This is a genomic window from Citromicrobium sp. JLT1363, from assembly GCF_000186705.1.
In the GTDB taxonomy this organism is placed as follows: domain Bacteria; phylum Pseudomonadota; class Alphaproteobacteria; order Sphingomonadales; family Sphingomonadaceae; genus Alteriqipengyuania.
Map to the genome: position 1 here is coordinate 107,739 of NZ_AEUE01000008.1, position 12,999 is coordinate 120,737.

The following is a 12,999-nucleotide window of genomic DNA, read 5'->3' on the forward strand; positions in this document are numbered from 1 at the left end:
CAATACCATGCGCCGTATCTCAATCGCTGTCGCGCTCGCCAGCACCAGCCTTCTAGCCACCGCCGCCGCCGCGCAAAACGTGCCTGCCGCCAGCGAGGCGGACCCGAGCGAAGAGGCCGATGAGAATTCTCAGGATACGACGGCCACCGAATCGGACACGATAACCGTCGTCGGGTCCCGCATCCCACGGATCGAGCAGGAAGGCCCGGCGCCTGTCGTGACGATCACTTCGGACGATATTCTGGAGCAGGGCTACGCGGACGTGCCCGAGATTCTCGCCTCGCTCTCGCAGAATAACGGTGAGACCCAGACCGCGCAGGATTACGGTGCCAACACTTTCACGCCGGGCGCGCAGCAGGTCGATCTGCGCGGGCTCGGGCCGAACCACACGCTGGTCCTGGTCAACGGGCGCCGGATCGCCAACTTCCCCATGCCCTATGGCGGCAACAGCAATGTCGCCGATATCTCGAGCATCCCGGCAGGTTTCATCGACTCGGTCGAGGTGCTGAGCGGGGCGGCTTCCGCCATCTATGGCTCGGACGCAATCTCCGGTGTGGTCAACTTCAAGCTCAACGAGGAAGTCGAATACACCCGGATCGATGCCCGCGTCGGATTGACGGGCCGCGGCGGCGGCGAATCCTACCGGCTGTCCCTGACGACCGGCTTCGAGACCGACCGGTTCTATACGCTGATAGGGGCCCAATACAGCCACCAGGAGCAGCTGTTCGGTTTCGAGCGGGACATTCAGGATTCCGGTCTGGACAACCCCACCTCGGATCTCGCCTATCGCAACTTCCTGCGCACGGATTCCGACGGCTATTACATAGATCCGGGCCAGGCGACGTGCGACTCGCTCTCTTTCACCAACCAGGGCTCGACCTACTACGCCAGCCGCGAGGGCTACGGCTTCGAATATCCGAGCTATGCCACCACGCCGGGGTATTTCTGCGGCAGCCAGGAGGCCTGGGGCTACGGCGCGATCACATCGGGCTGGGACCAGTTCAATGTTTACAGCTCCTCCGGCTACGAGGTGAGCGACAGCGTCGACCTCTTCCTCGACGCGCAGTTCGGCTACGTCGAACGGCAGGTGCTGAACGGTTTCAAGACCTGGTACTATCAGGCGCCCGACGGGGATGAATCGGGCCTGTTCTACAATCCCGACTATATCGACGTCACCAATTCCTACTGGGACGACGGGCTCGATTACTGGCAGCGCATTTTCACCCCGGAAGAAACCGGCGGCTTCGAAAATGCGATGATCAAGGCCCGTTCCTACACCTTCAATATCACTCCCGGCATCAAGGGGACGTTCGACCCCGGGCTGGGCGAGGAATGGAACTACGAGGTTTACTACAACCACGCCGAATACCGTTCGCGCATCTCATGGCCCGAGATCGTCATCGACGCGGCCAATGACTTCTTCCTCGGCCAGCCGGTCGACGATCCGACCAACACCAGCGGATATCAGCGCTTCGATGCCGATCCTTCGCGGCTGTTCACCGCGCTGACGCCTGCGGAATACGCAAGCATTTCTGCCGATACGGTCTATAATCCCAAGACCTGGGTCAACAATTTCCAGGCAACCGTGAGCACTGCGGAAATCTTCCGGCTTCCCGCTGGTCCGGTTGGTTTCGCAGCCGTGGCAGAAATCGGCGATGCAGGGTACGAGATCAATCCCGATCCCAAAGCGCTGACGCAGTATTACGTCGGCATTCAGGATTCCGACGGCGAAGGGAAGCGCGATCACTGGGGTGTGGGCGCGGAAGTCAGGGTGCCCGTGTTCGATTTCCTCCAGCTGACCGGAGCCGGGCGGTACGACCGGTACAAGTATGCCGACAATGACTTCGGCCAGTTCACCTACAACCTTGGCGCAGAACTGCGCCCGACCGATACCCTGCTGCTGCGCGGCGCAATGGGCACCGGTTTCCGCGCGCCGGACCTGCACTACGTCTATCGTGGGCAGGGCACGGTGAACTCTTCGGGCGCAGATTATTACAATTGCCGTCTCGACGATGCTTCGGCGAGCGCCAACGATTGTATCTATTCCGATTGGTCGAATTTCGTGGGCCGCAGGGGCGGCAATCCCGACCTGCTGCCCGAAACCGCGGAGTCGATCACCGCGGGCATCGTGTGGGCGCCCAGTTCGCGCTGGCAGTTCTCGGCCGATTATTTCCGGGTCGAGCTGAACGACGAAGTGCTCAACCTCAGCACCGATCTCCTTCTGCGCGACGAGGCGGCCTGCCGGCTGGGTACGACGTTCGATGGCACGTCGGTCGATGTGAATTCGCCGACCTGTCAGGATGCACTGGCGCGGGTGGAGCGGTACGATAGCGGCCCGCTGGCGGGTGACATCAGGCTCATCGATGTGCTGCCGGTGAACACCGCCCAGCAGGTCACCGACGGGCTCGATTTCTCTGCCGATGGGTGGTTCACCGTGGCCGGGGACTGGGATCTGTCGCTTGGCGGATCGTTCACCTACGTACTGAACCACACGCTGCTGCAATATCCGGGCGACCCGGTGATCGACAAGTTCGATGTATCCGAGGGTTACGGCGTCGCTCGCGAGAAGGGCAAGGCATGGGCCACGCTCAGCACGGACGAGTTCAAGATTTCCTTGACCGCGCTTTATACCGGGGAGCTGACCAACTGGAACTGGGATGGGCGGATCGACAGCAGCGTATGGTACAACCTGTCCACGCAATACTGGGCGACCGAGAACATCCGGCTGAACTTCTGGATCAATAACCTGCTCGATAGCGACCCGGTGAAGGACCCGACGCACGCCTCTTACCCGTATTACAATAGCTCGTGGTACAACAGCGTGGGTCGGGAGTTCTACTTCTCCGCAACCTTCTGGTTCAAGTGATCGGCGGGGAAGCAAGGTTCTGACCATCGCCAAGCTTGACCGGCCCTGTGGCCCGACGGACAAGAGGGGCTCCCGATTATGAAGGAGCCCCTCTTCGTGTCCTCCCTGCTGCGCGCTGCTGGCGCCGTAATCGCCTGCGCCGCGCTGACCTTCACCACGATAGCCCAAGCCAGCTATGCCTATTATGTCGGCAGGGACCTGACCAAAGACGGCAGCGTGATGCTGGGCGGCACGGGCGAGGAGGTCTCGAGCCACTGGCTGGAAATCGTCCCGGCGCAGGACCACCCGGCAGACGCGACGATCACTGTGGGCGTCACGCAGGACGCCGTGATCCCGGGCGAACTGATCGAGATACCGCAGGTGGCGCACACGTTCCGCTACATGCAGATGGCCTACACCGATTTCGAAGGCTTTCCGCCGCCGCTGACCAATGGCGGTGTCAACGAACACCAGGTGGCGGTGCGCGACGTGTGGGCACCCAGCCGGCAGGAACTGGTCGACATGACCCCGCGCCCGCAGCGCGGCCTGCAATATTCCGATCTCGCCCGCATCGTGATGGAGCGTGCCCGCACCGCGCGTGAAGGGGTGGAGATCATCGGCGATCTGATCGCGCAGCACGGGTTCGCCACCTATGGCGGCAACACCCATCTGATTGCCGATCCGGACGAAGGCTGGGTCGTGTGGGAATTCGCCGGTGGGCAGGGTCTATGGGTGGCCGAGCGGCTGGGCTCGGATGATGTCCGCGTGCTCTACCCCGGCGGGATCGGCGAGATACCGACCGATCTTGAGAATGATCCCGATTACCTCGCGTCGGACAACTTCATTGCCTTCGCCGTCGAACAGGGCTGGTATGACCCCGCTTCGGGCAAGCCGTTCAACGTACAGCACGTCTATGGCGACCAGAGTATCCGCGACTACCGCGATCCGGGCATCAAGTTGATGTCGCCCGCCGCAATGGAAGCTGCCACGCGCGCGATGGCCCCGGTAAGCGAGGCCGACCTGATGGAGCGCGTACGCGACCCGCGCGTGGTCGACGACGACAGCGGCTACGGACAAGTGGTCAGCCTTCGTTCCCACCTTTCGGACCCGGACCTGATTCGCGTGTGGAATGCGCCGACAGGATCGGTCGCCGCGCCGTTCAACGTCTGGTGGCTCGGTGTGCAGCACGTGCCGATGGAGTATGCCCAGCACCGCTACCTGACCAAGGATTCGGCTTCGACCTTCCTCAACCCCGATTACCAGATGCAGGAGGCGACCCGCTTCGCCGGACGCACGTTCAAGCGGGTGATGTACTACGCCTGCTCCGACCCGAAACGCCTGCTGCCGCCCGTCACCGACATGCTCAGCGCCTTCGAGGCGGAGACGATGGCCGATCTGGACTGGGTGGAGCGCAGCGCGTTGACGCTGATCGCGCAGGGCGACCGCGAGGCTGCACACGAGTTGCTGACCCACTATGCGGGCAACCGCGCGCTGGAGGCCCTCACCATGGGAGAGACGATGGCCGAGGCGCTGGATGCCTATACAAGGCTCATCCCCGGCCGCACCGCTCCCGAGGGAAGCGAGATCAATACTTTCGATCCCACGGTGAACTGCCTGGCCGATGGCGACCCGGACGTGCCCGAATAGGTCGGGCGAGGCGCGCGCGCTCCGCGCCGCCGGGCTCTATTTTGCGCGTCGGGACAGGCGAAAATCGGCAGCGGGATAGGTGCCGATCACCCGCAGCGTGTCGGTGTAATGCCGACATTCCTCCAGCAGTGGCTGAACCGCCGGTTCGGAGGTTTCAAAATCGATCTGGAAAGACGAGCATTCGAAATTGTCACCGAGCAGGCCGCTCTCCAGACGAGAGACATTGACACCATTGGCGACAAAGACCGTGAGGAGCCTGAACAGGGCGGAGGGAACGTTTCTGGTCTGCGCGATGATGGAGGTGACGAAAAGTGCGTCCTCACCCGTCGGACGGCAGGGATTTGGCGTCTTCGAGAAGGCGACGAAGCGCGTGAAATTGTTCGTCTGGTCGGCCACATCGGAACGCAGCACGTCCAGCCCGTACAGCTCTGCGGCAAGCGACGATGCGAGCACCCCGCGATGGCGATCCCCGTCTTCGGCCAGCGCTTTCGCCGATCCCGCCGTGTCTCCCGCCGCGAAGCTCTTCGCATTCAGCTCCCGGATCAGCTTGCGGCACTGTGCCAGCGCGTGGACGTGGCTCGCGATCGTCGTGATGTCCGCGATCTTCGCACCGGGTACGCCCAGCAGTTCGAACCGGATGGGCTGATAATGCTCGCCCACGGCGTGGAGATCGATGGAGTGAAGCAGCTGGTGAACGTCTGCCACCCTTCCAGCCAGCAGGTTCTCCACCGGCAGCAGCGCGAGCGATGCCTGCCCGCTCGCCGCTGCTTCGAAGGCATCGTAGAAGCTGGGGCAGGGCAGGGGAGTGAAGTCCGGCGCGTATTCGCGGCAGGCCAGGTGCGAGAATGCCCCGGGTTCGCCCTGAAAGGCGATCGAACCGCCACCGGGCGCTTCATGGTTCATGGCATTCTCCGTGCAACATGCGAGGGAGCGGCGTTAGCTTGTCGTGCGGGAAAAACCACGTTCAATCGGGGGCGGGCACATGCGAAAACCTGTCGTGCCTATTGCCACACGCACGCAATGCCCATAACTCACGCGCGGAATTGCGGCATCGATTTTACTGGCGAGTCCGCCCGGCCCGACCACCCAGGGTATCTTGATCGGTCATCCGCCTGCGCAAGCGAGTACACCCGACGTTGGCACACTCCGGCGATCCTCACGACGGACTAGAGGCGGTTTTCCTGGCAAACAGGGAAACACTGCTCCGCTTTCTCGTCGCGCGCGGGGCGGGCGACAATGCCGAGGACATATTGCAGGATGTCTGGCTGAGGATTTCGCGGGGGAAGGCCGGGCCGATAGCGGCGCCGCTCGCCTATCTCTATCGCGCGGCCAACGCGGCGATGATCGACCGCTATCGCTCCGCAAGGCAGGCGGAATTGCGCGATGCCGCGTGGAGCGAGGGACACGGCGGCGCGACCATCGGCGTCTCCGACAGTCCATCGGCCGAACGGGTGGTTGCCGGCAGGCAGCTTGCGGCACGCGTCGAAGAAGCGCTTGCCCCGTTGCCGGAGCGGGCGGTGGCGGTGTTTCGCCGCAGCCGCATCGACGGCGTGACCCAGCGCGTGATCGCCGGGGAATTCGGCGTGAGCATCAGCACTGTCGAGAGCGATTTGCGCCTTGTCTATCGCGCTCTGGCCGAATTGCGGGAGCGGCTGGATGAGGTATGATGGCCAGGACTCCGTCATGTTGCCAGGAGCATTCATGAATGGCGGTTGATCAGCGAACCCTGGATGAAGCCGCGATGTGGGCGGTACGAACGTCGGAGCCGGACTTCGCGGACTGGCCCGCGTTTACCGACTGGCTGGAGGCCTCGCCCGCACACGCCGAGGCTTACGACCGCGCGATGATCGCGGCGGAGGACGGGGCGCGGGCGCTCGACTCGATCCCTGCGAACGATCCCGAATGGTCGGAGGAGGAAGAGGAAAGCTCGCCGCGCCGCTGGCTCGCGCCCGCGCTTGCCGCGTGTCTCGCAATCCTCGCCGCGCTATGGCTATGGCCCGCCGGGGATGCCGGGATGACCTACAGCACCGCTCCGGGCGAGACGCGCGAGATCGCGCTGGAGGATGGCAGCACTGTCTTGCTGGCGGGAGATACCGAAATCGTGATCGATGGCAACCGCCAGGCGCGCCTGAACAGCGGCCGCGCCCTGTTCGAGATCCGGCACGACGAGGGCGAACCCTTCCGTCTCGCGGTCGGCGATGCGCAGCTCGTCGATGCGGGGACCGTCTTTGAGGTTGCGATCCGCGACGCCGCGGTCGCAGTGGGAGTCGCCGAAGGAGCGGTGATCTACAACCCCGGCGGCCCCGCCGCGCGCATCGACCCGGGCGAGGTCCTGCATTTCGATCGTGGGGATGGGGGCTACCGTATCGAAACCGTGCCCCTGGAGCAGGTCGGCGAGTGGCGGGAAGGGCGCCTTACCTTCCGCGATGCGCCGCTGGCCGAGGTGGCGAGCGACCTCTCGCGGGTGACGGGCATTGCCTACCGCACCGCCGATAGGGGACGCGACCGGTCGATTTCGGGGAGCGTTGCGATCGATCCGCTGCGCCGCGACCCGGCGGCGCTCGGCCCGCTGCTCGGGATCGAGGTCCGGCAGGACGGCGACGTCTGGGTCCTCGACGGAAGCTGACGATGCGCGCGGATACGCTTCTTGTCGCAGCCCCGGTCGCTGCCCTCGTGGCGAGCGCCGCCTGCCCGGCCAGCGCGCAGGAGCGGCGCATCGATGTGCCCGCCGGGACGGTCGCGGAGTCCGCCATCGCGCTGGCGCGCCAGACCGGATCGAGCATCGTCGTCAACGGTTCGGGCCTTTCTTCACGGCGGGTCGCCCGCATTCGCGGGACCATGTCGGTTCAGGCAGCCGTGCAGCGGCTGGCCCGGGCGGCGGATGCCCGCGCAGTCCGCATCAGTTCGAGCGCGTGGCGGCTCGATCCGCTTCCCGAGCGCGCCGCCCCCGCGCGCCGCACGGCACCTCCCAAGCGGGTAGAAGCAAGGCCCGTCCCGCCGCCCCCGCCCCCGCCGCCGCCTGCCGCCCCACCGCAGGAAATCGTGGTGACCGCCAGCAAGCGCGAACTGCCGCTGAAGGACATGCCGGCGCAGGTCGCCATGCTCGAGGGTGAGGAATTGTCGCTGGGCGGCGTGGGAGGGACCGAGAAGATCACCCAGCGCGTTGCCACGGTTTCGTCGACCTATCTGGGCAGCGGGCGCAACAAGCTGTTCATCCGGGGCATCGCGGACTCCAGCTTTACCGGGCCCACCCAGGCGACCGTCGGGCAATATCTGGGTGATATCAGGCTGAGCTACAACGCGCCCGATCCCGATCTCAGGCTGTCGGATCTGGACCGGGTGGAAGTCCTCGAAGGGCCGCAGGGCACCTTGTATGGCGCAGGTTCGCTAGGCGGGATCATCAGGCTGGTCCCGAACAGCCCCGACCTGGGCAGCACGTTTGCCACGGGCACGCTGGGCGGTGCGCTGACCGAACACGGCGACGCCAGCGGCGATATCGGCCTGGTTGCCAATCTCCCGCTGAAGACGGACAGAACCGCGCTTCGCGTCACCCTCGATGCGGTGAGCGAGGGTGGCTATATCGACAAGCCCTACCTCGATCGTACCGACGTCAACCGGACCTCGATCCTCTCCGGTCGAGCCATTCTCCGGACACGGCTGGCGCCCGACTGGACGATGGACCTCATCGGCCTCGGCCAGACCACGCATGCGCGCGACAGCCAGTATGTCACCCGCGACCAGCCCGGCTACGACAGCGCGGCAAGGGTCCGCGAAGGGTCGGAGGCGGACTATCTGCATGGCCAGCTCGTGATCGACGGTCGCATCGGGACCGTGCGATTGCGCTCGTCCACCGCCATCGCCGGGCAGACCCTGCAGGAACGATACGACGCCACCACGGATGTCCAGCGCGACCGGGTGTTCGTGCAGCGCAACGAAACCCGCATGATCGCGCATGAAACGCGGCTGTGGCAGCCGATCGGGAACAGGTTCGGCTGGGTTGCCGGGATGAGTCTGGTGGACAACCGCACCGAGCTCAGCCGAAGCCTTCAGCAGGCGTCCCTGCGCGCTGCCACGACCGGGGTTCTCAACACCGTGGCCGAAGGAACGATCTACGCGGAAGGGTCGTATCGGTTGCGCGACAATCTCATCGCCACGCTGGGCGCTCGCTATTCGCTGGTGCGACTGGGCGGCAGCGCGGAGGATGTGTCTGCCGCGCTGGCGATGGAGCGCGCGGCGGTGACGGCGAAACGCGACCAGTCGGCCTTCCTGCCGTCTGCGTCGCTCGTCGCCCGGCTTGCACCGGAAACCAGCCTCTATCTGCGCTATCAGGAGGGCTTTCGCCCGGGCGGGCTGGCGATCGAGGGCGATTTCGTGCGCAGGTTCGATCGCGACGATGCGAAAACATTCGAGGTGGGCGTACGTCACGGGCGGCCGGGCCGCGATTCCTTCGATCTGGCGCTAAACCTGTCCTATACCAGATGGAACGACATCCAGGCCGATTTCATCGATCTCGCCGGATTGCCCAGCACGGCCAATATCGGCGACGGTCGTGTCTGGACTATCAGCGCGAGCAGCGGGCTCTACATAACCCCCGATCTTCGCGTGAGCGGCGGGGCCAGCGTCAATCGCAGTTCGATCGACGAGCCGCCCTTCAACCTGATCCTTCTGCTTGGGCGGACCTCCCACGTGCCCAATATCGCGGAGTTTTCAGGGCGGTTGGGTCTGGAATACTCCCGCCCCATCGGCCCGGGTCTCGATCTCGATGCGCGCGCGTGGGCCAGCTATATCGGGAAGTCGCGGTTGGGTATCGGCCCCGAACTGGGCGATTTCCAGGGAGACTATCTCGATAGCGGGCTGACCGTCCGGGTAGGGAACGATCGGATCGGCGGTACGCTTTCGCTCACCAACCTGGCCGACGCGAAGGGCAACCGGTTCGCGCTGGGTACCCCGTTCGCGGTCGTCCGTGCACAGGAAACCCCGCTGCGTCCGCGCACGATCAGGCTGGGTGTCGACTTCGCATTCTAGCGGCAGGGGGCGCCTCAGATTTTTCTCGCCCGGGCCCAAGGGAAGATCCGGCTGGCTCCGTCCTCCCGTCTGACAACAGACGGAGGAATGCATGTATCGTTATCTTCTGGCCGGAACCGCGCTTGCCGCCCTGGCAGTGCCCGCGGCGGCCCAGACCACGGTCGATTCTAAGCGTACGCAGCCGGTTCGCACCTCGCAGCTCGACAACGGCGCGGGCGACGATGTCAAGGTGACGAGCAACGGTTCTATCGAGCTGACGAGCGGTTCGGGCATCGTCATCGACAGCGATCATGACGCGACCAACGAAGGCAATATCCTTGTTTCCAACGCCGATGGCGCGAGCGGGATCGAGACCACGGGCGACCGCCAGGCGGACATCGTCAACTCCGGCACGATTACTGTCGACGAAACCTATACCCCGGAAGATGTCGACAAGGACGGCGATCTCGACGGTCCCTTTGCGGTGGGCACGGACCGCGCAGGCATTCGTGTCCGCGGCGACCTGACCGGCAATATCGTCAATTCCGGCAAGATTACGGTCGAAGGCAATGACTCGGCCGGCATCACGGTGGCGGGCACCCTCGACGGCAAGTTCGTTCACGACGGCGAAACGAACGTCCTGGGCGACCAGAGCGTGGGCGTGGAACTGCACGATGTAACGGGCGACGTCCGGCTTGCCGGTACGGTAACGGCCAAGGGCGAGGACGCCGTTGCAGCACGCTTCGCGGGCGATCTGGACGGCACCCTGCAGGTGCAGGGCACGATCGCTGCCACCGGCTACCGCTCCACGACGCTGCCTTCCGATACCAGCAAGCTCGATGCCGACGATCTGCTCCAGGGGGGCAGTGCAATCGTCGTCGAAGGCGACGTCGCCAAGGGCATCCGCTTCGCCGTGCCGCCTGCCGACGCGGACAAGGACGATCCCGACGAGGACAAGGACGGGATCGAGGACGCCAAGGAAGGCACCGCGAAGGTCACGTCCTTCGGTGCTGCGCCGGCCGTTGTCATCGGGGCGACCGGCAGGGATATCGCGATCGGTGCGCTTCCAGCGACAGCCTCCGGCTTCGGCATCATCATCGACGGGTCGATCACCGGCACGGGCGTCTATGCCGGGGTCGATGGAAACGGGATGCTGATCGGCGGGCGCGGCGGCGACGTTTCGGTTGCCGGGGGCATCGCGATCAACGGGTCCGTGACCGCCGCCTCGAGGGACAGCAATGCCACCGCGCTACGGTTTGGCGCGGGCGCTACCACCCCCGAACTGCGCAATGCGGGCACCATTTCCGCATCGGGCGGGGCCAGCGATACGACGCAGGCGACCGCGCTGTCGATCGATGCCGGGGCAAACCTGCCCTATGTCCGCAACAGCGGCAAGATCACCGCGACTGCTCTCAAGGACGCAAGCTCCGCCGTCGCGATCGTGGATCGCAGCGGCACGCTGCAACTGGTCGAGAACAGCGGGAGTATCAGCGCCAGCGGCGCGAAGGCCGGCACGGGCCGGAATATCGCGATCGATCTTTCGAGTGTCAGCGCCGGCGCGGTCGTGCGCCAGACGGTGGTCGGATCGGGAGTGACCGCGCCCTCCATCACGGGCGATATCCTGTTCGGTGGCGGCGCCGACCGGCTCGAACTGCTCGACGGGACTGCGGCGGGCGACGTATCTTTCGGCGCAGGCGTGGACCGTTTCGTTATGTCCGGCGATGCCCGCTTCTCCGGCAAGGCGAGCTTCGGCGGCCAGGCCGACGAGCTGATCCTCTCGGGCACGTCGGCCTTCGCGGGCACCGCCGATTTCGCGGGCGGGACCGGTACTCTCACCCTGGGCGACAACGCCCTGTTCAAGGGGCGTCTCGCCGGTAGCGAGAACGTATCGGTCACGGTCGACGGCGGTACGCTCGATCTGGGCGTGCCGACCACCTTGTCGACCCTTGCGGTGGGGGCGAACGGCGTCATCGTCGGCACGCTCAGCAAGGACCCGGCTGCGGGCACCGCCATCACCGTGACGGGGAACGCAAGCTTTGCCGAGGGCGCAAAGCTCAAGCTGCGGCTGACCGACATCGCCCAGGCAGAGGGAACCTACACCGTCATCAGCGCAGGCAGCCTGACCGGCGCAGGAGACCTCGACTCGGACGTTGCGCTCGTGCCGTTCATGTACGACGCGCTGCTGGCCGTGGATCAGGCCGCCGGGCTGGTGAACGTCGACATCGCTCGCAAGGCGACGGAGGAGCTCGGCCTCAACCGCTCGCAGGCGAGTGCCTATGATGCGGTGTACGCCGCTCTTGCGGATGACGACGATGTGGCGGGCGTCTTCCTCGGCATCACGGAGAAAAACGCGTTTCGTGCAGCCGTCGCCCAGACCCTGCCCGATCATGCGGGGGGCGCGTTCGATGGTATCAGCCTCGGCATCCGGACCTTCGCCCGCAGGCTCGCGAACCCCGAAGGGCCGCTCGAACGCGAGGAAAAGCTGAGCATCCTGTTCGATGCAGCGGCCTGGGATTCGTCCAAGGACGAAGGCGACACCGCGCAATACGATCTCGACGGTCTCGGCTTTTCGGGCGGTGCCGAGCTTTCGACCGGGGTCGGCACGCTCGGTGCCACGGCCACCTGGCTCTGGAACCGCCACGATACGCTGGCCGAGAACAACATCATCTCCAACACCTACGAAGGGGCCCTTTACTGGCGCGGCACATGGGGCGCGCTCTCCGGTTTCGCGCGTGGTTCCTACAGCTTCGCCGACTTCGATGGAGCGCGCTATTTCTCCGGAGCCAATGGCGAGGAGACGGTCCAGCGCACGATCGACGGCCAGTGGTCGGGCAATGCCACCAGCTTCATCGCGGGTGCCTCGCTTGAATTGGGATCGCAGTTCTTCTTCGTCCGGCCGTCCGTCTCGCTCGACTATATTCGTCTGAGCGAGGACGGATATGTCGAGACGGGCGGCGAAGCGCTGAACCTGACCATCGAGGATCGCACCAGCGACGAAATGGCGATCAATGTTGGCAGCGCGGTCGGGTTCGACCTTCTCGGCATGCGTCGGCGCGACAAGAACTGGCTGCGGATCGAAGCGGAAGGCGGCTGGCGCGAAATCCTCTCCGGAGAGCTGGGCGCGACGACAGCCCGGTTCGGCGACGGTGACAGGTTCACGCTGACGCCCGAGCAGCGCGCCAGCGGGTGGTACGCGGGGCTGCGCGGGTTAGGGGGCACCGCCTTCTATACGATCTCGGGCGAAGTCTCGGCCGAGGAGCGTAACGAGCAGATCGGTTATGCGCTGCGAGCCTCCATCAGTTTCGCGATGTAGAAAGGCCGCAGAGCTCACGAGATGGGTTCGGCAACCGGTCCAGACTCCTTCCCACGGAAGGGCCGATCGAATCCGGAACCCGGGCGCCTCATCAGGGGCGCTCGGGTTCTTCGTTCCGGGACGCGTGCGGGCATGGTCGGGGAACTCCGCCCGGGCGGCTTCGGCGGCACTGCTTCCGCCGGTCAGCCCC

7 protein-coding genes are annotated in these 12,999 nt (G+C 65.1%); 6 read left to right on the plus strand and 1 reads right to left on the minus strand.

The genetic code is table 11. From position 1 onward, the window contains the following. Window positions 1–7: 7 nt before the first annotated feature. Together ADAD_RS16005 and ADAD_RS0113145 are read left to right on the plus strand one after the other, a co-directional pair. Window positions 8–2,866: a TonB-dependent receptor domain-containing protein gene (locus ADAD_RS16005; RefSeq protein ID WP_010414598.1), complete on the plus strand. Its 2,859-nt coding sequence runs from the start codon at window positions 8–10 to the stop codon at window positions 2,864–2,866. 78 nt (window positions 2,867–2,944) lie between these two features. Then, complete coding sequence (locus tag ADAD_RS0113145) at window positions 2,945–4,492, plus strand: C69 family dipeptidase (protein WP_010414600.1); 1,548 nt, start codon at window positions 2,945–2,947, stop codon at window positions 4,490–4,492. A 36-nt stretch (window positions 4,493–4,528) separates the two neighbouring features. Here the strand turns inward: ADAD_RS0113145 and ADAD_RS0113150 are convergent, their stop codons facing one another. After that, window positions 4,529–5,395 (minus strand): prephenate dehydratase domain-containing protein, encoded by an 867-nt coding sequence (locus tag ADAD_RS0113150; protein ID WP_010414602.1) that lies wholly within the window; start codon window positions 5,393–5,395, stop codon window positions 4,529–4,531. Window positions 5,396–5,628: 233 nt separating this feature from the next. On the opposite strand from ADAD_RS0113150, the gene ADAD_RS0113155 reads away from it, so the two are divergent. The 4 genes from ADAD_RS0113155 (at window position 5,629) to ADAD_RS0113170 (ending at window position 12,809) form a co-directional block, all read left to right on the plus strand. Continuing rightward, window positions 5,629–6,159: an RNA polymerase sigma factor gene (locus ADAD_RS0113155; RefSeq protein WP_010414604.1), complete on the plus strand. Its 531-nt coding sequence runs from the start codon at window positions 5,629–5,631 to the stop codon at window positions 6,157–6,159. Between the two features lie 38 nt (window positions 6,160–6,197). After that, complete coding sequence (locus tag ADAD_RS0113160) at window positions 6,198–7,118, plus strand: FecR family protein (protein WP_010414607.1); 921 nt, start codon at window positions 6,198–6,200, stop codon at window positions 7,116–7,118. Between the two features lie 2 nt (window positions 7,119–7,120). Continuing rightward, window positions 7,121–9,517, plus strand: a complete 2,397-nt coding sequence (locus ADAD_RS0113165) for a TonB-dependent receptor (RefSeq protein ID WP_010414610.1) — start codon at window positions 7,121–7,123, stop codon at window positions 9,515–9,517. A gap of 91 nt (window positions 9,518–9,608) precedes the next feature. Then, entirely contained in the window at window positions 9,609–12,809 is a 3,201-nt protein-coding gene (locus ADAD_RS0113170) for an autotransporter outer membrane beta-barrel domain-containing protein (protein ID WP_010414613.1), read from the plus strand. Window positions 12,810–12,999 lie beyond the last annotated feature (190 nt).

Excerpts from the sequence above, each read along its gene's own strand:
- ADAD_RS16005 (WP_010414598.1), top strand. The coding sequence starts at position 8 with ATGCGCCGTATCTCAATCGCTGTCGCGCTCGCCAGCACCAGCCTTCTA.
- ADAD_RS0113145 (WP_010414600.1), top strand. The coding sequence starts at position 2,945 with ATGAAGGAGCCCCTCTTCGTGTCCTCCCTGCTGCGCGCTGCTGGCGCC.
- ADAD_RS0113150 (WP_010414602.1), bottom strand. The coding sequence starts at position 5,395 with ATGAACCATGAAGCGCCCGGTGGCGGTTCGATCGCCTTTCAGGGCGAA.
- ADAD_RS0113160 (WP_010414607.1), top strand. The coding sequence starts at position 6,198 with ATGGCGGTTGATCAGCGAACCCTGGATGAAGCCGCGATGTGGGCGGTA.
- ADAD_RS0113165 (WP_010414610.1), top strand. The coding sequence starts at position 7,121 with ATGCGCGCGGATACGCTTCTTGTCGCAGCCCCGGTCGCTGCCCTCGTG.
- ADAD_RS0113170 (WP_010414613.1), top strand. The coding sequence starts at position 9,609 with ATGTATCGTTATCTTCTGGCCGGAACCGCGCTTGCCGCCCTGGCAGTG.